We start from the raw sequence: 20,451 nt of genomic DNA, 5'->3' as shown, positions 1-20,451 counted from the left end.
CGGCGGGATTGCGGGGCGGCGGAAGCGGCGTTGCTTGCTGAGGTGTGGGTGAAGGGTTTTCCGGTGGCGGAGATGCGCGCCGTTCGGTGCGAGGCCGTGCGTTATCGCCGTGTCACGCCGTGGCAGGTAGGCGGGTTCGCGAACGGGGTGGCCGCAGGCGTGTCGGCCTGGGATTTGTCTGCTGGGGCACCGGGAGGCGAGGCATGAGCCCCTCATCCCTGCCGGTAGCCGACAAACGCGCCGTCCGCCGCGAAGCCCTCCGGCTCCTCCGCGCCGACCCGCGTGCCGTGACCGTGATCGTCGTCCTGAACTGCGCGGCAGCGGCGCTCGGCCTGGCCGCCCCGTGGCTCGTCGGCGAGATCGTCAACCGGGTGACGTCGGGCGCGGGAATGTCCACTGTGGACCTCCTGGCCGTGGCGATCGTCGCCTTCGCGCTGGCGCAGCTGCTGGTCACCCGGTTCGCGCGGTACGCGGCGTTCCGGTTCGGGGAGCGGTCGCTGGCCAGCCTGCGCGAGCGGTTCGTCGACGACACTCTCGCCCTGCCGGTGTCCGTGGTGGAACGAGCCGGGGTCGGCGATCTGGTCACCCGGGGCTCCAGCGACGTCGCGCAGGTCGGCGGCACGCTGCGCGACGCCGTCCCGGACTTGTTCGTCTCGGTCGTGCAAGCGGTGTTCATCCTCGGCGCCGTTTTCGCGCTGCACCCGCTGCTCGGCCTGTGCGCGCTGGCGGGCATTCCGCTGATGTGGGGCGTGACCCGGTGGTATCTCAACCGGTCTCGTGCCGCATATCTCGCCGAGGGAGAAGCGAACTCCGCGCTCGCCGACGCCATGGCCGCCACCGCCGAAGGCGCCCGTGTCGTCGAGGTGTTCGGCTTGCGGCAGCAGCGGATCGAAGCGACGGAACGCGCGATCGAGTCCTCCTGCGCCGCACGGATGCGGACGTTGAAGCTGCGCACGGTGTTCATCCCCGGCACGGTGTTCGCCCACTCGATCCCCGTTGCGGTGATCCTCGTCGGAGGCGGTGCCGCGTACCAGGCCGGACTGCTCAGCCTCGGCGCGGTGATCGCGGCGGGCCTGTACCTGTGGCAGCTGGTGGACCCGCTCGATCACGTCCTGTTCTGGTTGGAACAATTGCAAAGCAGCGGCGCGTCCCTCGCCCGGATCAAAGGCGTCGCCGAAGCCGTGACCGGCGAAGAACCAGCCGCGGCCGAGCCGGTCGACGGCCAGATCCAGGTCAAGGGCCTGCGCTACGCCTACCACGGCACCGCCGACGTCCTCCACGGTCTCGACCTGACCGTGCGCCCCGGCGAACGGCTGGCGATCGTCGGCCCGTCGGGCGCGGGAAAGTCCACGCTGGGCCGGTTGCTGGCCGGGATGGACACGCCGAGGACGGGCAGCGTCACCGTCGGAGGCGTCGAGGTGCACCGGCTCGCCCCGGGGCGGGCGCTGCTCGTCACGCAGGAACACCACGTGTTCGTCGGAACCCTTCGCGACAACCTGGCCATGGCCGCGCCGGCCGCTCCCGACGACCGGCTCGCGTGGGCGCTGGAGGCGGTCGGCGCGACCTGGGCGCGGACCCTGCCGGACGGCCTCGACACCGAACTCGGCGACCCGGCCCGCGGCGACAATTCGCTCGATCCCGCCCAGGCGCAGCAGATCGCACTCGCGCGCGTCCTGCTGGCCGACCCGCACACGGTGATCCTCGACGAAACCACCGCCATGCTCGACCCGAACGCGGCCCGGCGAATCGAACGAGCCCTCGCCGCGGTCCTGCACGGCCGGACCGTCATCGCCATCGCGCACCGGCTGCACACCGCCTACGACGCCGACCGTGTCGCGGTGCTGGAGGACGGGCGGCTCACCGAACTCGGCAGCCACGACGAACTCCTTGCCGCGCAGGGGACTTATGCCGGGTTGTGGCGGTCGTGGCACAGTTGAGCGTTTCGCTGCTGTACCAAGGTCGCACCCTCATACAGGCACCCGAAAAACCTGTAACTCGGCAAGCGCAGCGATCAGCGACGCCGCGAGGAACAAGCAGGGTCGCGTTCAGCCCGACGTGATGTACGCCGTGACCGTGACGTAGCGGTGACGGCAGCCGGAAACACTCCTCCCCAACCCGTATCCCGATTGCCGGAAGGGGCGGTCATGCCGCTCGAGGAGCAGAACGCCGACCCTGCTGCCGACTCGATTCCCGTCGACTGGCTCTACGTGCGCGACACCATTCAGGTCAACGCGGCGCTGCGCCAGGAGATCCAGGCGGAGCTGGACTTCCGCAAGCTGCCGAAATACCAGGGCAAAACACTGGCGCTGGTCGCGCGGCGGATCGTGCACGATCCGGGCTACGCGCTCGCGATCGACGGCTACCCGCTGCTGGTGATCGCCGAGAGCTACCAGGGCAACGGCGGCGCGCTGGACGCCAGCGGGCTCCACGGCCCGACCGGTGCCCACGGGCCGGCCGGGCGGTCCTACGAGGGGATCGGCGCGGACGGCGATCCCGGCGGCGACGGCGGCCCCGGCGAGCCGGGCGCGGCCGGATCCGCGGTCACCGTGCTCGCGGCCGACGTGTCGGGCCTGCACGTGCTCGCGCGCGGCGGACAGGGCGGATCGGGAGGCAGCGGCGGAGACGGCGGCCATGGCGGACCCGGCCACGTGGTCAACAAACCGGGCGGTCCGATCATCTCGCCCGGGAACGGCGGCCGGGGCGGCAATGGCTCGACCGGCGCGGTCGGCGGGCCGGGAGCGCACATCGTCCTCCACGTCGTGACGCAGTCCTCGGTCACGGCGGACGGCGGCGGAGGCGCGGCCGGTCCGGCCGGCGCCGCGGGGCACGGAGGCAAGGGCGGTCGCCCTCCCGGCATCGGCTCCAAGGGCGCCGACGGCAGACCGGGCCAGCCCGGCAGCCCCGGACCCGCGGTCCAGCCGGAGTCGTTCACGCATTCGGCGACCGACTGGTGGACGCTGGCGCGCACCGTGCTCGGCGGGAAAGCACCCGTGTGGGCGGACTATCGCACGCGGGTCGGCGAATACCTTTTCCGCAGTTACGCGGCCGCGATCGAAGCGAAGAAGGATTTGCGCGTCCAGGCCGGCCACGAATTCGACCGGGCGCTCGTGCTGGAGCCAGGACAGCAGCAAGCGCTGCGGCTGTCGCAGTACATCGCCGCCAACCTTTCCCCGATCGGGCAGCCGTACAACGTCGATCTCGTGCCGGATTTCCCGGACTACGAAAAGGTCGTCACCGGCTACGACCCGATCGTCAAAAGCCTGCTCGACAACGCGGTGAACATGCTGCTGGAGATCAAGCAGACCAGCAACCAGGTGCAACGGCTCGGCGTGGACATCGCGCACGTCACCGGCATGCAGACCGTGCTCAAGGTCGAGCTGGCCGCGGCGCAGGCAGGAGAGGCGGAGGCGAAGGCGCGCGAGGGCGAAGCGCTGCGCAGGCTGGAAGTCAACGGGGCGCAGATCCAAGCGGTGATCGACCAGATGACCCAGGAAAGCCTTGAGTTTCCCATCGGCGACGTCATCAACACCATCGCTGCTTTCGCGAAGGCCGCGATGGCTTTCGCCGCCTTCGCGGGCATCGTCGTGGCGCTGGCTGCCGAAATTCCCGAGGCGCAGGCCGCCGCCGACCCGCCGTCGGGAGAGCTGCAGGCCGCAGTCCAGTACGCGACCGCCGCGAACCTCATCGTCACGCAGGTGAAGGCGACTGAGAGCTTCGACCCGCAGACCGGCAAGTTCAACAACGAATACCTGGTGAACTACTTCGACTGGTCGGTGGCGGACGACCCGAAGCTCAAGGACGACAAGAAGGCCGGCGTCAGCGACATCAACAGTCTGTTCGACGTAGGCAAGGACTTCGCCGAGGCGTTCAAGCTGCTCGGCCAGCTGCGCATCGCCGCGCCCAAGCCGGAAACGGCGGCCAAGCACAAGGAACTGGTGCTGCGCCACCTCGAACTGCTCGCCGACTACAACCTGGCGAAACTGGACAGCACCCGGAACCGGCTGCTGGTGGCGCAGGTCAACGCCAAGATCGCGCTGAACAAACAGGATCTGGACACGATGAACGGCCTCGCCGCGGGCTGGGACGCCGACATCGCCCAGGTCAGCGGGATCTCCCGGACGGTCATCGCGCAGACGCAGAGCTACGTCGACGTTCTCAGCCGCTATGCCTTCTACGCCTACCGGGCGCTGGACCTGTGGACCTTCAGCGACCACAGCTCTTCGTTCAGCTTCGACCTCGGCTACCTGCACCCGGACGAAATCGAAGACACCTACGAGCGGCTCGCGCGCGGCGACACCAGCATGGTCAACCGCATGCTGGGCGACTACCTGTCCAACTGGACCGGGATGCCCGCGCTGCTGCAGATGCACGTCCCGTACGACACCTACAAGAACAACCTCGACCTGGACCCCCGGTACGTCAAGATCGCCGACCCTGCGGTGCTGGCCTCGCTCAAGGCCGCCGGCACCGCCTCGTTCACGCTGACGCTGGGCGATTTCCCGGCCGGGTTCACCGAAGTGAAGGTGGAACGGCTGCACGTCGGGCTCGTGGGAGCGACCATCAGCGAGCCGAGGGTCGTCGTGCTGCTCGAGCACACCGGGCAGGCGGTCAACCGGCGCAAAGACGGCGTCGTGGTGAACCTGGCCGCGCCGGCCAAGCGGAGCACCGAGGCGGCGACCGCCGACAACCAGGACCCCGACCGCGGCTCGACGACGGCCCGGCAGGCGTTCTGGGGCCGCAGCCCCGCGACCACCTGGCGGATCACGATCGACGCCGACTCGGCCAGGTCCGCCTCCCTGGATCTGAGCGGGCTGCGGGAGCTGCATCTGACCTTCTATCTCTGGCATTACGGCAAGACCGCGGCCACCACCCCGCCGGTCGCCGCGATCGCCGTTCCCGCCGACTACGACGGCGACGGGAAGCCCGACCAGGCGGTGTGGCAGCCCGCGGACGGAACCTGGCAGGTCCAGCTGTCCTCCGGCGGCCCCGCCGTGACCGTGCCGTGGGGGCAGACCGGCGACCTGCCGGTGCCCGCCGACTACCTCGGCGCGGGCCAGGCGCAGCTGGCGGTGCTGCGGCCGGGCAACGGCAAGCTGTACGCCCGGCCGCTGCGGGGCGGTCCGCCCGCGGCGAGGCTCTGGGCCACCAGCGGCTACGTTCCGGTGCCGTCCGAGTTCCCCGGAATGGTCACGCTCGCGGGCGCCTGCACGTCATTGGCCTACCGGCTGTCCGCCGCCGGGCGTGCCGCCGAAGCGCCGGATCCCCAGCAGCGGGCCCGCGACCTGTGCGCCACGCTCGCCCAAGCCGATCCGCGATACCGGACCTCGCTCGCACAGGCCGACGTGGTGCTCGGTTCGTTCCTGTCGGCAGCCGGCCGGCACGCCGACGCGATCACGGCCGCCCAGCAGGGCGTGGACCTGTTCCGGCAGCTGGCCGACAAACCGGAACTGGCCTGGGCACTGGACAATCTCGCCCGCCGCTTCTCGGCGGCCGGTCGCGCGGCCGACGCGCCGGCACCGGAACAGGAAGCGCGGGATCTCTACGCCGGTCTTTCGGAGACCAACGCGGCGTACCGATCGTCGTTGGGTTCGGCGGATGTGGTGCTGGGCGCGTTCTTGTCCGCGGCGGGCCGGCACGCCGAGGCGATCACGGCGGCGCAGCAGGGTGTCGACGTGTTCCGGCAGCTGGCGGACAAGCCGGAACTGGCCTGGGCAATGGAAAACCTGGCCTACCGGCTGTCGGCGGCCGGGCGTTCGGCGGACGCGCCTGCCCCGCAGCAGGAGGCGCGGGACCTCTACGCCGGTCTCGCGCGGACCGATCCCGCCTACCGGCAGCCGACGGGAGCCGCTGACGTCGTGCTGAGTTCGTTCCTGTCCGCCGCCGGCCGCCACGACGAGGCGATCGCGGCCGCCCAGCAGGGTGTGGACGTGTTCCGGCAGCTGGCCGACAACCCGGAACTGGCGTGGGCACTGGACAACTTGGCCTACCGGCTGTCCGAAACCGGCCGCGCCGCCGACGCTCCGGCCCCGCAGCAGGAATGCCGGGACATCTATGCGGTGCTGGCGCAGACGAATGCCGCGTACCGGCAACCGCTGGGCTCGGCCGACGTGATCCTGGGCGCGTTCCTGTCCGCGGCGGGCCGGCACGCCGAGGCGATCACGGCGGCGCAGCAGGGTGTCGACGTGTTCCGGCAGCTGGCGGACAAGCCGGAACTGGCCTGGGCACTGGACAACTTGGCGTACCGGCTGTCGGCGGCAGGCCGGGTGGCTGACGCCCCGGCAGCGGAACAAGAAGCGCGGGACCTCTACGCGGCGCTGGCACAAGCCGATCCCAGCTATCAGCCGCTGCTCGCCGCCGCCGCGCTGAGGCTGGCGAAGTTCCTCGTCGCGGCCAACCGGCGTGCCGACGCGAAACCCGTGGCGCAGCAGGCCGTCGACCTGTACCAGGCGTTGGCGTCCGCCAATCCCGGCCAGTACACGGCCGCACTGAACGAGGCCAAGGCGCTCCGGGACTCGCTCAACAGCTGAGCCCGGACGCTCCCGGAACTGGAGCTCAGCGACCGGACGCCAGCGGCAAGGTCGCGGTCAACCCGTCGTGCTGACGGCCTTCGAACCGGTTCAGGCGGAGGCCCCATTCCGCCGCGAGCCGGGCCAGCACCCGGGCCGCCTGCTCGACCGCCGCGGCGTGCGGGGAGGCGACGCGCACGGCGGCCGTCACCTCGGGCACGCCGTCCGAACGGCGGGCGGTCAGCGAGAGCGTCACCGCGGTCTGGGACGTCGCGCCCAGCAAAGCGCTGATCAGCCGCGGCGTCGTCGCGGGCGGGAGGCCGGACCAGCCCTCCAGCCGGAACGCCGTCTGGGACACCGTGCCGCTGTGCCAGAGCCGCCACTGCTCCCGGACCCGGGTGCGGCCCGCGGTGACGTGCGCGAGCGACGCGATCGCGCCGAGGAATTCCGGCTCTCCCAAGGGAGTCGTCGGCAGACCGTCCCGGCGCAGGCGACGCTGCACGCGCCGCAGCGCGTTGGCCAGCGCTTGGCGCACCACGTCGTCCTCGTACCGCTCGACGGTGCGCAATGCTTGCAGCGCAAGCCAAATCCGAGGTGGTTGCTGACGGTCGACGCCTGCGTGATACAGCACCTGGGCGGCGAAGCCCGTGCCCGGTTCGGCCGGTGGCAGCAGAGCTTCGGGGCCCGGAAGCGGCGCTGGAGCGAGCGAGTTCGGGCGCAGGACGGCCGAGATCCCGTCCGTGCGGCTGAAGAGAAAGACGGGGTCGTCGCCGAGTTGCCCGGTGTGTCCGGACCCTTCCGGCGACAGCGCGTGCAGCAGGGCGCGGCCGGTTTCGTCGGCGTCGGCCAGTTCGCGGTCCCGGTCGCGCAGCGCGTAGCCCAAGGCCAGAACCAGCCACTCGTACCCCCAGCGGCCGCGGTACCGCAGGGTCGCCAGGGCCAGCGTCGCCGCGGCTCCGAGCCCGATCGCGGCCGCTACCGGCCACGGCCGGCCGATCGCCAGGACAGCCGCCACCAGCACCAGTTGCCCGCAGACGATCTGCAGTGCTCCCCACTTGCGCCGGTGCTTGGCCGCGGGAGGGCGCACCGGAGCCGGGGGCGGCGGCGTCACGACCGGGCGCCACGGCTGGATCGGGGTCGCGGCGGGGGAAGGAGCGGCCGCCCTCGCCGCGGTCAACGCGGCCAGCGCGGCAGTGCGCGCAGCGGCCTGGGCGTCCGCCGGCACGGGCAGTTGCGCGCGCTGGCCGACCGGCCGGGCGAGCGGCGCCGCTTCCGCGACCGGTCGCGCCGGGGCGCTGGCGCGCCGGCCGGGGTGTGCCTCGCCGGGATAGGTCACGGCAGCCCTCCTCAGGTCCCGGACAGGGTCGCGGGGAGAAGCTGAGGTTTCGGTGACAGCTCGTTTAATCAGGATTTCAACGGCGTCGGCTAGCGTCCGCGCATGGGTTCCGGATGTATCTCGGCTGTAGCCGTCCCCGTTACGGTCCGCCGGTGACCACAGAAACGCCGCGCGCGAAGCGCGCTGCCCTGTTCCGGCTCGGTGCGGTCGTCGTCGCCGGTCTCGCGGTCGTCGGCATCGCCGTCACCGGGCACGCCTCGCTGCCCGAGGAACTGCAGTTCGTGCAGGCCGGGCACTGGGTCTACAACACTTCGGCGCAGTCGGCGGTGCACGTCGACGGCGCGACCGGCCAGGTCGACGCCCAGGCCGCGGTCCCCGGAGCGGAGGCGGGAAGCCCCGTCGCGCAGAGCGGCCGTTCGGGCTACGTCGTCGACCGGACGCGGATCACCGAGTTCAGCAAATCGACGCTCGGCGTCGAGAGCAGCAAAGCGCCGCCCTCCTCCGAGGAACCGGACGTGCTGGAGGTCACTGGCGGCCCGTACCTGGTCTACCGCAACGCGGGGCAGATCGCGCGGCTCGGCGACCCGGCGGCGACCGCTCCGGCGGGCGGCCCGTTGTCCGCGCCGGTGACGACCTCCGACGGCACGGTCTGGGTGCACCGCATCGACAACGGCTCGATCTGCGACCTCCCGCGCGGCGCCACGCTCCTGACCTGCCCCGCGCAGCTGCCGCAGGGGCACGACGCGTCGCTTTCGATCGTCGGCGGCCGCCCCGTCGTGCTCGACACGACGGCCAGCGTGCTCCGCTCGGTCGGCGCGGACGGGCTCGGCGACCCGGCCGACATCGGGCTCTCGCTGCCCGCGACCGTCCAGGTGGCCGGCGACGACGTCGACGGGCGGCTCGCCGTCGTCGACCCGGACCACGGCCAGCTGCACCTGATCGACGCCGCGGGCCTGCTGCAGAACCATCCGGTCGCGCGGCCGGTGTCGGTGCCGCTGGAAAAGGGCCGCCATTACGCCGGCCCGGTTGCGACGTCGCACACCGTCGCCGTGGTCGACCAGGCCCGGCACGAGGTGCGCACCTACGACAGCAAGGGCACGCTGAAGAGCAGCAAGACGGTGCCCGACGGCGGCGGCGAAGCACGGCTGTCGCTCGGCCAGGACCACCGGATCTACGTCGACAACCACGACGGCTCGCACATGGTCGTGGTGGACGGCGGCAACGGCGTGGCCGCGGACGTGGACGTCAGCGCGAAGACGCAGCCCAAGCCCACCCCGCCGGTACAGCCGTCCCAGCCCAGCAGCCAGCCGTCCGCTCCGTCCGCCCCGCCGGGTCCGCCCGCGCAGCGGGACAACCCTCCTCCGCCGGTCGCGAAGCCGACCCCGCCGGGTTCGCCGCGCAACGTCCGCGCGACCGCGGGCACCGGTTCGGCCACGGTGATGTGGACGTCCGCGCCCGGCAACGGTTCCCGCGTGGCCCGGTACGTCGTGTCCTGGTCCGGCGGTTCGACCACAGTGGACGGTTCGGCGTCGCGGGTCACCGTGACCGGGCTGACCAACGGCCAGTCCTATTCGTTCAGCGTGGCGGCGGAGAACTCCGCGGGCCGCGGCGCGGCGGCCAGTTCCCGCTCGGTCGTGCCGGGCGGAGCCGCCGAGGCGCCGAAGGTCAAGGCGACTGTCGGGTCGAACGGCGCGGTTTCGGTGAGCTGGACGACCCCGGACCTGCACGGCGCCGACCTCGACCACTACGTCGTGAGCGCGTCCGGGCAGGCCGACCGCTCGGTGTCCGAGACGTCGACCAGTTACCAGGGCTTGAGCGGCACGATCACCTTCACGGTCCGGGCGATCACCTCCTACGGCTCGGGCGGGCAGTTCACCGGTAGTCCCGGTTCGGCTCGCGCGACCCTCGCGTCCGGCCCGCCGTCGGTGAAGATCACGAGCGTCCGCAGCACGAACGCGCTGATCGTGACGGTCGACGCGGACCCCAACGGCGGAGCGGCCACTTGCCAGGCCTCGTTCATGGGCGCGACTTCGCCCGCGAAGTCCTGTTCCGGCTCCACCCAGCTCACCATCTCGAACGTGAACTGGATCGGGGCGATCACGATCAAGGCCACCATCCGCAATTCCGCGGGCTCCGGCAGCGACAGCTGGACCGGCGTTCCGACCGTTTCCTGAGAAGGGCGACAGTGAGCTTCACCCCGAAAGCGGCCTACGATCTCATCTCCGACAACGTGCAGACGGTGCTGCGCGGCCATCCGGACGTCGTCCGGATGGCGGTCGCGGCGCTGTTCGCCGAGGGCCATCTGCTGATCGAGGACGTGCCCGGCGTCGGGAAGACGACACTGGCGCGGTGCCTCGCCGCCAGCGTCGGCGGCCGGTGGAACCGCATCCAGTTCACCCCGGACCTGCTGCCCGGCGACATCCTCGGCGTGATGGTCTACCACCAGCACGCCGAGCAGTTCCAGTTCCACCCCGGCGGGATCTTCGCCAACGTGGTGCTCGCCGACGAGATCAACCGCGGCACCCCGAAGACGCAGGCGGCGCTGCTGGAGGCGATGGCCGAGCGCCGGGTCACCGTCGACGCGGTCAGCCAGCCGCTGCCGCGGCCGTTCCTCGTGGTGGCGACCCAGAACCCGATCGAAATGGAGGGGACCTACCGCCTGCCCGAGGCGCAGCTGGACCGGTTCCTGATGCGGCTGTCGGTCGGCTACCCGGGCCACGACGCGGAAGTGATGGTCGTGATGGGCGACTGCGCGGGCGTCACCGCCGACGAGCTGCGGCCGGTCCTGCGGATCGAAGACGTGCAGCAGGTGATCGCGCGCGTGCGGCAGGCGTACCTGGCGCCCGAGGTCGTGTCGTACGCGGTGCGGCTCGCCGCGGCGAGCCGGAGCCATCCGGCCGTGCGCTACGGCGTGAGCCCGCGCGGCAGCATCGCGCTGATCCGTGCCGCGCAAGGACTCGCGGCCACGCACGGCCGCGATTTCGTGACCCCGGACGACGTCAAGGACGTGGCCCTTCCGGTGCTGTGCCACCGGCTCGTGCTGACCCCGGACGCCGAACTGAACCAGCGGCGGGCCGAGGACGTCGTCGCCGAACTGCTCGCCGACACCGCCGCTCCGACGGCCGCGCCCGGGCGCTGACCATGCGGCTCACCCGCCGCGGAATCGCGGCGCTGGCCGGTGCCGTGCTGGCATACGGGCTCGGCGAACTGGCCGGCTATCCGCTGCTGCGCGTGCTCGGCGGGATCGTGGCCGGCGCGGTGCTCGCCGCGGTGTTCGTGACCCGGGCGCGGCCGAACGCCGAAGTCTCGCGGTCGGTCCACCCCGAACGCATCGAACGCGGCAGGCCGGCTTTGGCGACTTTGGCCGTACGCAACGAAAGCGAGCGCCGGCACGGCGGATTCGCCGCGCAGGACTGCGTCGGCGCGGACGTCCGCGAGGTCCGGGTCCGCGCGCTCGCGCCCGGCGCCGCGGCGACGTACCACTACGAGCTTCCGACGAGTGTGCGCGGCAGGCTCGACGTGGGGCCGCTGGTGCTGCACCGGTCGGATCCGTTCGGGTTCGCGCGCGCCGACCGGACGCTGGGCGCGGCCGCCCGCCTGTGGGTGTACCCGCGGCTGAACCCGATGCGCCCGGCCGCGGCGGGGCATCCGCGCCACCACCACGACGGCCCGATCACCGACCCGCCGCTGCGCGGTTCCGCGGACCTGCTGGCGGTGCGCGAGTACATGATCGGCGACGAAGTCCGTCTCCTGCACTGGAAAGCCAGCGCCCGCACCGGGCGGCTGATGGTCCGCGACTACGCCGATCCGGCGCAGTCGCGGCTCACCGCGGTGCTCGACACCCGGCCGGACGCGATGCCGCCGGAAGTGTTCGAGGAAGCGGTCGAGGTCGTGGCGTCGCTGCTGTACGCGTCGGCGACGGCGGGCCAGCACTGCCGGCTGCTGACGTCGTCCGGGCTCGAAACCCCGGTGAACAGCGGGATCGCGGCGGCTCGTTCGCTGCTGGACGAACTCTGCCTTGCCGCCCAGGACGCCGGCGACGCGCGGCTGCTGCCCGCGGCGCGGCTGGCCGGCGCGCGACCGGGCGGAGCGCTGGTCGTGGTCACCGGGCCGGACGCGGATCTCGGCGCGGCGTTGCGCTGGCGACCGGACACTGTGATCCGGCTTGGCGTTCGCGAGCCGGGCGTGCGCGCCGGTGCGATCGACGCGGCGGACGCCGCGGACGCGGCCGCGAAGTGGAATGCCCGGGGCGAAGGGTGAACGCCCGGTTGGCAGTGACCGGATTGCTCGGCTCCACCGCGGTGGCCGGGCTGTTGTTCGCGCCGGTGTTCGGGCTGCCCGCGTTGCTGGTGCCGGTGCTCGTGGTCGCGGTGCTGGGCTGCGGAGCCGCCGAGCTGTGCTTCCGCCTGCCGAGGTTGAGCGCGTGGCGTCCGCTGGTCGTCCTGGTCCTCGGACTGCTCGGAATCATTGAGACCACGCTGTTTTCGACCACGATCGCCGGGTTGCCGACCGGTGCCTCGCTGCAAGGATTGCAGCAGGGGCTGACCGAGAGCTGGCTGCGGACGCTGCAGTCGACCTGGCCTGCCCGGCCGGACGCCGGTCAGCTGCTGTTCGTGCCGCTGGCGGTGCTGCTGGCCGTCGTGCTCGGGCTGGAACTGTTGCTGCGCTTGAAAACACCGCTGGTGGCGCTGCTGCCGAGCCTGGCCGTGGCAGGTTTGGCGCAGGCGTATCAGGCCTTGACCGGGTTCACCGCGCTGTACGCCGCGGTCGCGTATCTCGCACCCGCCGGGCTCTTGCTGTGGGCCGCGCGGCCCGGCGGCGGTTCGCTGCGGCTGCGGCGGCCGTCCGGTTCGGCCGCGTGGGTGGCGCTGCCGCTGGTGGTCGCGATCGCCGCCGGGGCGGTCGCCTTCGGCGGGTTCGATCCGGCGGGACGGGAGCCGTACCGGCTCGCCGACGGCCATCCGGTGCCGCCGCCGCAAAGCCCGGTCAGCAATCCGCTCGACGAGATCGCCGGGCAGCTGGCCGATCCGGCGCGGCCCGTGTTCAGCTATCGCAGCACGGCTCCGGTCGACCGGTGGCGGCTGGTCGTGCTGACCGGCTTCGACGGGGCGAGCTGGTCGGCCGTGCCGAAGCTGCGCCGGCTGGGCACGAGCCTCGACGGCGTGCCGGGTGCGCCGGAGGTCTCGGCGGAGCTGAGCGTGCCGCCGCTGTCCGGGCCGTGGCTGCCGAGCCAGCCGGGCCTGACCAGCGTGAACGGTACCGCGCCGCTGGTGGATCCCGGTGCGGGCATGGTGCTGTCGGCCTCTCCCGGCGGGCCGGCGGAGTACCGGATGACCTGGTCGGCGCCGGAGGCGGACGCGCGTTACCTGGCCACCGCACCGGTGGACGCGAAGGCGCCGGGCGGCCTCAGCGGCGTCGGCGCGGTGCCCGACGACATCGCCCGGCTCGCCTGGACGGCGGTGGGCGGATTGCGTCCGACCTTCCAGTCCGCCTTGCAGCTGCAGCGGTTTCTCCAGCAGAACTACCAGCTCGCGGTCGGCGACGACCTGCCGACCGGGGCGTCCTGGCCGCAGCTGCGGCAGTTCCTGACCGTCTCGAAACGCGGGACGAGCGAGCAGTTCGCCGCCGCCTACGTGGCGCTGGCCCGGATCACCGGCATCCCCGCCCGGCTCGTGGTCGGCTACCGCGGCGCGGACACCGCCGGGGAGCACGTCGTGCACTCCGGGGACGCGCTGGCGTGGCCGGAAGTCGCGGTCGCAGGCGTCGGCTGGGTGCCGCTGGACCCGACGAAGTCCGCGGCCGTCTCCGCCAAGTCGTCCGGGCTCGCCGGAGCCGCCGGGCGAGCGCAGTCTCACTTGCCGCCGCTCGAAAAGCTCCAGCCGCCGGTGCCGCCGCCGGACAGCCAGACCGAAGCCGCGGCGTCCGTGTCCGGCACGGGCACCTGGCCGTGGTGGATCGCTGCGGCGATGGTGCCCGGGCTGCTGCTGTGCGGGCTTCTTGGCGTGCCAGTGGCGAAGAAGGTCCGGACGAGACGGCGTCGGCGCCGGCTCGGCAAGGAAGCGATTTTCGGTGCGTGGGCCGACGCGCGGGACCGGCTGCGCGCGCACGGGGTGGCGTACCGGGCCGGAATGACGCCCCGGGACCTGGCGGAATCGGCGGGTGTCGCGCTGGGGGAGCGGGTGCGCGATCCGGTGCTGCGGCTGTCCGGGGTGATGGACACGGCGCTGTGGTCCCGGTTCCCGCCCTCGGACAGCGCGGTCGGGGTCGCGTGGATGGAGGTCCGGGAGCTGCGCCGGGCTCTGGCCGGCCGTCCGTGGCGGAGCCGGGTGCGCGCGGCGTTCGATCCCCGGCCGCTGTTCCGGCGGTCCAGTTAGGACAGTGCGGTCGGTTCAGGAGGTGCAGACCGCGCCGCGGACCGGAACCGGCGGGGTTTCGTACACGTGGCTGCCGTCCGTCGCGCGGATCTGGAAACAGTACTTGCGCGCCGGGTCCACCGGGACCGACATCGTGCGGTCGCGGTGGGCCACCAGCACCATCGGCGCGAGCCGCTCGGCGCCGACGACGACCGCGAAGTCCAGATTTCCCTCGGCGGTCCAGGACAGTTTGATCTGGGTGCCGAGGTCGGCGGGGGCCGCCAGCGCCAGGTGCACGTCCGGGACCGGGGCCCGCTCCGCGGGCGGCAGCTGACCCGTCGAGGGCGCGGTCGCCAGCGGCAGCGCGGGCTGCGGGTCGCGCGGCGAGGTCAGCATCGGCACCACGATCACCGCCCCGACTGCGGCGGCCGCCCCCGCGGCGAGCGCGGGCCACCACGCGATCCTTGGCAGCTTCCGGCCACTGTGGGGCTGCTTCGTGTCGTCGAAGGTGGCTAGGAGAGTGCGGCCGGAGCCGGGGGTGCGGGCGGGCTCGGGGGCGGTGGGGAAGGTGCTGGGGTGCTGTGGAGCCGCGCTTGAGCCGAGGGGTTGGTGCTGTGGCGCGTCGTTCAGGCTGCTGGGGTGGGGCGCGGGGATAGTGCCGGGTTGCTGTGGTGCGCCAGGGAAACCGCCGTCCGGCTGGTGCGGTGCGGTGCCTAGTCCGAGCGGTTGTGGTGCCGTGCCGTTTGGACTGGAGGGCGGATAGGGGAGGTCGCCGGGGTGCGGCGGGGCGACGCTCGAACCGACGGGCGGGTACTGTGCCGCGCCGTTCGGGTCGGTGCGCGCGCGGAAATCGCCGAGGTGCTGAGGAACAGCGTTTGAGCCGACAGGTTGGTGCTGTGGCGCGCCGTTCAGGCCGCCGGGGTGGGCCGCAGGAATAGTGCCGGGTCGCTGCGGCGCGCCAGGGAAACCGCCGTCCGGCTGGTGCGGTGCGGTGCCGAGTCCGAGCGGCTGCGGCACCGCACCGCCTGGACCGGCGGGCGGAGAGGGGAGCGGAACGGAACCGCCCGGGTGTGCGCCGGGTCGGTGCGGACCGCCGAGGCCGCTCGGCTCCGGTGCGGCACCAGCCCAGCCGCCGGACTGCTGCGGCGCCCAGCCGAACCCAGCCGCCTGCGGCGCCCCGCGGTAATCCAGCGGCACCTGTCCGTGCCCCGCGAAATCGTCGAATTCCACCTCCGCCGGGGCGGCGCTCGCCTGGTACAGCCGCTCCAGCGTCTCCGCCACCGCGGCCGGGTCCTGGGGCCGGTCCGCGGGGTCCTTGGCCAGCAGCCGCCCGATCAGGTCGGTCAGCGCGGGCGGCGCGGCTGGCACGCGGATCGGCGGCACCGGGTCGCGGAAGACCTGCAGGATCCGTTCGGCGCGCTGCTGCCCGGTGCGGCGCGGGAACGGCGACGAACCGGTGAGCGCGGTGTAGAGCACCGCGCCGAGGCCGTACAGGTCGCTCGCTTCGGAGAGGGCGTCGTCCCGCAGCGTTTCCGGTGCGGCGTAGTCCACCGCGTGCAGGGGATCGCGCGGGAACCGGCGGCGCAGGGCCAGCCCGAAATCGGCGAGAGCGAGTTCGCCCGAGCGGCGCAGCAGCACGTTGTGCGGCGTGACCCCGCCGTGCACGACGCCCACCTGATGCGCGGCGGCCAGCGCGGCCGAAACCGTCCAGCCGACGGCGAGGACGTCGCGCACCGGCAGCTGCCCGTCGAGCAACTGCGCCAGCGATCGCTGGCACAGCTCCATCCGCACGCCGAGGCGGCCGCCCGGCAGTTCGCCCGTCTCGTCGACCGGCAGGATCGCCCGTTCGCCTCGCACGCCGGCGAGCGCTTTGCGTTCCCGGTCGAACCGGGCCGCGGTGTCGCGGTCGAGGACGCCGTCGAACACCTTGACCGCCACGTCCTCGCCCGCCAGCCGGCCCGCGTAGACCTTGGCGACCGGTCCTTCGGCGAGCAGCCGCTCCTCGCCCACCCCGATGCTCATGGCCGCCATTCTCCCCTGTGCGGGCGCGTCCGGCGCAATGCCCGGGCAGGTTCCTGCCTCTCTCGCGCGCGTGTCATCGAAACCTCATCCGCCGTGGCTAGTTTCGATCCCGTCACCACAGCTTCGGCGGCCCGCGCCGCCGGTTACGGAACAGGAATCCGCCATGGACATCTGGCACATCATCGCCAAGCCGCTCATCACCGGCCTGATCATCTTCGGCGTGGGCTGGCTCAGCATGACCGTCCGCAAGCGCCGGGTCGCCCGTGCGGAAGCGGCCGCCCCGGCTCCGGCCGAGGACCGCTCGCAGACCCTCTTCCGGCAGGCACAGCAGTTCGACGCCGAGCGCGACGCGCTGGCCGCGCGCGGAGAAGACGCTCTCGCCAAGGCACGCGCGGCGGTCGCCAGCTGGCAGGAACTCGCGCAGCTGCGGCCGGGCCGCTTCCAGCCCGAACTGCAAGCCGCCTCAGCGCGGTTCGACGAGCTGAGCAGGTCCGCGCGCCCGGCCTGAGCCGTCTCGAACTCCGAAAGGAATCCCGATGTCCGCCGCTTTGTGGACCGGCCGTCGCGCCGAGCCCGCCACGGTCGCCGCCGACGTCGCCGCGGCCGCGCGGAACGAACTCGGCCTCGCCGCCGCCCCGATGGCGACGACCCTGCCGGGCACCAGCACCGGCGTCCCGGCAGGCAGTCTCCTGCCGCCGCGCGAACGCTTCAGCGGCATGCCCGCGCCGACGGAGTGCTTCGTCTATGTCGACGCGCAACTGCCGCGCCCGTTCGAACTCCGCGCCGCGGTCATGACCGGCCGCAGCGCGATGCGCCGGGCGCTCGGCCTGGGCGAGCTGATCTACGCGGTGCCGCTGCGCCTGCCGAACCCGGTCCGGGTTTCGCTCGGCGCGCCCGGAAGCAGGGGACTCGCCCCGTTCGAGGGCGACCCGGCGTTCGCGGACCGGTTGAACGCCGACGCGGAACTGCTCGAAGCGGCCAACCGCTTGTCGACCACCCGCGCGGGCCAGACGAAAAACCTGCCGAGCGGTACCGCCCACCAGAGCTGGGACGTAGCCCGGCTGCTGATGATCACGCCCGGAGCGGACGGCGCGGTTCTGGTGGTGCGCACCCTGCACCGCGCCGCCTCGACCGGCTGGCAGCTGCGCGCGGACACCGTCCTGGACCTCGCCGCCCGGCTCGAAAACGCTCTTCGCGGAGTCCCTGCCTGACCGCGGACCCCGATCCTGCCCTTGCCCCGGAACCTGTTCTGGGGCAAGGGCATTTCCGTGCCAGAAAAGTCCTTTGTGGACATACAGGGAGATTCCCGGGGACGCGGCAGGTTCCTGCCTCGGCTCCCCGCGGCGGCGGTTCCCGGGAGAAGGTGGGCGCATGCAGACAGCCGGCTTGATCAGAGTCACGATCGCCGCCCCGAAACGACGGATCGACATGGCGCTCCCCGAGCACGCGAGCGTCGCGGAACTGCTGCCCGGCCTGCTCGCCCGCGCGGGCGAGGGCCTGGCCGACGACGGCGCGGCGGGCGGCGGCTGGCAGCTGCGCCGTCCCGACGGGGCGCGGTTCGACCTCGGCCGCACGCTCGCCGGGCACCGGGTGCGCGACGGCGAAGTGCTGCATCTGCTCCCGGCCCGGGCTGATTGGCCGGAGCCGGAGTACGACGATGTGGTCGACGCGATCGCGACCGGCGCGAGCGGGCTCGGCCGGGCGTGGGGACCGCGGCACACGCGCGCGGCGGGCCTCGCCGCGGGCGGCGCGACTGTCCTCTTAGGATTGATTGCCGTGCTGCGCGCCGGTGCGCCGTGGACCGGTCCCGCGGTGTGGGCGCTCGCGGTCGCTGGAATTCTGCTGGTGGCGGGCGTCGTTCTCGCCCGTGCGGCCGGTGACGCCGGGGCGGGCGCGGTGCTCGCCGCCGTCGCGTTGCCGTTCGCGTTCCTCGGCGGCGGATTGCTGCCGGCCGGGACGCACGCGTTGACCGATCTCGCGCCGGGGCAGGTGATGCTCGCTGGGGTGACGCTGACGCTGGCGGCCGTGGCGGGCTACCTCGGGGTCGCCGCGGCGCAGCCGTGGTTCACGGCCGCGGCCACTGCCGGATTCTTCGCGCTGATCGGCGGTTTCGTCGCCGCCAGCGGCGATTTCGCGGCATACCAGGCGGCGGCAGCGCTCGCCGCCGGACTGCTCGCACTGTCCATTGTGTTCGCTCCGCTGGCGCTGCGGCTCGGCAAGGTGCCGATGCCGGTGCTGCCGCGGTCGACCGCGGACCTGGTCCGGGACGATCCGCAGCCGCCGGTCGACCGGGTGCACGCCGCGGTGGCCCGCGCGGACGGCCTGCTCACCGGCATGCTGGCCGGTGCGGCCGCGGTGGTGGTGTGCTGCGAGGCGCTGCTCGTGCGCGACGGCAGCGCCGCTTCGGTGACGATGGTCGCGGTGGTCTCGGCCGGATTCCTGGTGCGGGCCCGGCTGTATCCGACGCTGCGGCAGCGTATCCCGCTGCTGGCGGCCGGAATGGCCGGGGCCGCGGCGCTGGCGGCCGGACCAGGCTCCGCGCTGCCGCTCGTGTCCGCCGGGGCGATCCTGCTCGTGGCCGCGGCGGTCGCGGCCGGGGCGGGCCTCCTGTTCAGCACCCGCGCGCCGAACCCGTATCTGGGCCGGTTCGCCGAATACTCCGAGATCCTTCTGGTGTGCTCGCTGGTGCCGGTCGCGTGCTGGGTGCTCGGGCTGTACGCCGCCGTGCGCGGGCTGGGGGGCTGAGGGCCGTGGCGTCGAAACGCGATCAGCTGCAGGCGTATCAATTCCTTGTCCAGCGCGCGATTTCCGCGCTGGTCACCCGGGAGACCGATCCGGAGCAGCCGCCGTTCCGCCGCTCCGGCGCCGCCGCGTTCGCCGGGCTCGCGCTGGCGATCGTGTCGCTGGCCTGCGTCGGCGTCTACGGGATGATCGTGCCGGGCGGCAACGAATCCTGGCGCGGCCAGGCCGCGGTGATCGTGGAGAAGGAGACCGGCACGCGCTACGTCTACCAGAACGGCAGGCTGTACCCGGTCGCGAACTACACGTCCGCCCTGCTGGCGCTCGGGCAGCACGCCGCGACCGAGCAGGTGTCCGGGAATTCGCTGGCGGGCGTGCCGCGCGGGCCGCGGATCGGCATCCCGGACGCCCCGGACGCGCTGCCCGGCCCGGACCGGCTGCGGACCGGGTCGTGGTCGCTGTGCTCGGCACCGGCCAGCGACACCGCCGGGAGCGCGATCCAGGAATCGGTCCTGCTCGCCGGCTCCGATCCGGGCGGCGGGACCGGGCTGGCGGACGAGGCGCTGCCGGTGCAGCTCGTGTCCACCGGGGACCGCTACCTGATCTGGCACGGCTACCGGCACAAGATCACCGACTACGGCACGGTCGGCACCGGACTCGCGCTGACCGCCGCGTCGTGGGCGCGCGCGGGCCAGGCTTGGCTGGACGTCGTTCCGGAAGGCGCGCCGATCGGACCGCTCCCGTCCGCTCAGGCGGGCCGCCCGTCGGTCGCCGTGCCCGGCCGGACCGACGTGGTCACCGGCTCGCTGCTGGTCGTGCACACCGCGGGCGGCGGACAGCAGTACTACGCGGCCGAGGCGGACGCGCTTCGCCCGATTACCGAGCTGCAGTACGAAATCGAGCTGGCCGACGCTCAGCTGGCGCGCGCCGCCTACTCCGGCGCGCAACCCCGCGCGCTCCCGCTCGCCCCGGCCGAGGCAGCCGCCGCGCGCCAGCTGGACCCGCTCCCGGCCACCGCGGACGCCGCGCCGCTCGCCCGGCCGCGGCTGGCCCGGCTGTCCGATCAAGACGCCACGCTGTGCGCGGTCTACGCACCGGGCGCGAGCGCGCCGCGGCTGATCGTCGGACCTCAGCTGCCGCCGGAAAACGAGCTGCTGCCCACCGCGGGCCGGTCCGCCGCGGGAACCCCGCTGGCCGACCGCGTCTACGTGCCGCCCGGCTCGGCGGTGCTGGTCGAGGCGATGCCGTCCGCCCAGGCCGGGTCCGGCACGCTCACCCTGGTCACCGACCTGGGGCGGCGCTATCCGCTGTCCCGGCCGGACATCGCGAAGACGCTCGGCTACCCGTCGGCCGCGCCGGTGCGGCTGCCCGGCGGGCTCGTGGCCCGGCTGCCGGAAGGACCCGGTCTGGACCCGGCGGCGGCGATGCGGCCGACGGTCGGCGGGTAACGGCTGCCGGAGTCCTGTGCTCGCGACCGCGCTGCCCGGGCTGACAG

At 73.1% G+C, this 20,451-nt stretch carries 12 protein-coding genes; 10 read left to right on the top strand and 2 right to left on the bottom strand.

Features of this window, described 5'->3' with window-relative positions; all coding sequences use genetic code 11:
* Window positions 1-203: 203 nt before the first annotated feature.
* The gene (locus tag ACWGIC_RS03540) at window positions 204-1,937 is read left to right on the top strand and encodes an ABC transporter ATP-binding protein (protein WP_452074318.1); all 1,734 of its coding nucleotides are present in this window, start codon (window positions 204-206) and stop codon (window positions 1,935-1,937) included.
* A 207-nt stretch (window positions 1,938-2,144) separates the two neighbouring features.
* The gene (locus ACWGIC_RS03535) at window positions 2,145-6,527 is read left to right on the top strand and encodes a tetratricopeptide repeat protein (protein ID WP_452074317.1); all 4,383 of its coding nucleotides are present in this window, start codon (window positions 2,145-2,147) and stop codon (window positions 6,525-6,527) included.
* A 25-nt stretch (window positions 6,528-6,552) separates the two neighbouring features.
* Here ACWGIC_RS03535 and ACWGIC_RS03530 read toward each other — a convergent pair whose 3' ends face one another.
* Window positions 6,553-7,842: a type VII secretion protein EccE gene (locus ACWGIC_RS03530; RefSeq protein WP_452074316.1), complete on the bottom strand. Its 1,290-nt coding sequence runs from the start codon at window positions 7,840-7,842 to the stop codon at window positions 6,553-6,555.
* A 152-nt stretch (window positions 7,843-7,994) separates the two neighbouring features.
* Here ACWGIC_RS03530 and ACWGIC_RS03525 point away from each other — a divergent pair, with 152 nt between their 5' ends.
* Genes ACWGIC_RS03525 through ACWGIC_RS03510 form a run of 4 tightly spaced genes read left to right on the top strand, consistent with a single transcriptional unit; the run spans window position 7,995 to window position 14,216 of the window.
* Window positions 7,995-10,016, top strand: a complete 2,022-nt coding sequence (locus tag ACWGIC_RS03525; RefSeq protein ID WP_452074315.1) for a fibronectin type III domain-containing protein — start codon at window positions 7,995-7,997, stop codon at window positions 10,014-10,016.
* An 11-nt stretch (window positions 10,017-10,027) separates the two neighbouring features.
* Window positions 10,028-10,981, top strand: a complete 954-nt coding sequence (locus tag ACWGIC_RS03520) for an AAA family ATPase (protein ID WP_452074314.1) — start codon at window positions 10,028-10,030, stop codon at window positions 10,979-10,981.
* 2 nt (window positions 10,982-10,983) lie between these two features.
* Window positions 10,984-12,102 carry a DUF58 domain-containing protein gene (locus tag ACWGIC_RS03515; protein ID WP_452074313.1) on the top strand — a complete coding sequence of 373 codons (1,119 nt, stop codon included), beginning with the start codon at window positions 10,984-10,986 and terminating at the stop codon, window positions 12,100-12,102.
* Between the two features lie 14 nt (window positions 12,103-12,116).
* Window positions 12,117-14,216, top strand: coding sequence for a transglutaminase family protein (locus ACWGIC_RS03510; RefSeq protein ID WP_452074376.1), 2,100 nt, complete (start codon window positions 12,117-12,119; stop codon window positions 14,214-14,216).
* 15 nt (window positions 14,217-14,231) lie between these two features.
* On the opposite strand, the gene ACWGIC_RS03505 is transcribed toward ACWGIC_RS03510, so the two are convergent.
* Window positions 14,232-16,217, bottom strand: a complete 1,986-nt coding sequence (locus ACWGIC_RS03505; RefSeq protein ID WP_452074312.1) for a protein kinase domain-containing protein — start codon at window positions 16,215-16,217, stop codon at window positions 14,232-14,234.
* A gap of 163 nt (window positions 16,218-16,380) precedes the next feature.
* On the opposite strand from ACWGIC_RS03505, the gene ACWGIC_RS03500 reads away from it, so the two are divergent.
* The 4 genes from ACWGIC_RS03500 (at window position 16,381) to eccB (ending at window position 20,404) form a co-directional block, all read left to right on the top strand.
* Entirely contained in the window at window positions 16,381-16,725 is a 345-nt protein-coding gene (locus ACWGIC_RS03500; protein ID WP_452074311.1) for a hypothetical protein, read from the top strand.
* Between the two features lie 28 nt (window positions 16,726-16,753).
* On the top strand, window positions 16,754-17,428 hold the full coding sequence (locus ACWGIC_RS03495) for a hypothetical protein (protein ID WP_452074310.1): 675 nt from the start codon (window positions 16,754-16,756) through the stop codon (window positions 17,426-17,428).
* A gap of 160 nt (window positions 17,429-17,588) precedes the next feature.
* The gene (eccD, locus tag ACWGIC_RS03490) at window positions 17,589-18,962 is read left to right on the top strand and encodes a type VII secretion integral membrane protein EccD (protein WP_452074309.1); all 1,374 of its coding nucleotides are present in this window, start codon (window positions 17,589-17,591) and stop codon (window positions 18,960-18,962) included.
* A gap of 5 nt (window positions 18,963-18,967) precedes the next feature.
* Window positions 18,968-20,404: a type VII secretion protein EccB gene (eccB, locus tag ACWGIC_RS03485; protein ID WP_452074308.1), complete on the top strand. Its 1,437-nt coding sequence runs from the start codon at window positions 18,968-18,970 to the stop codon at window positions 20,402-20,404.
* Window positions 20,405-20,451: the final 47 nt, after the last annotated feature.

Source organism: Amycolatopsis sp. NPDC054798 (assembly GCF_053611505.1).
The sequence above is the reverse complement of the archived record's forward strand: the minus strand, read 5'-3'. Positions and strand labels throughout refer to the sequence as shown.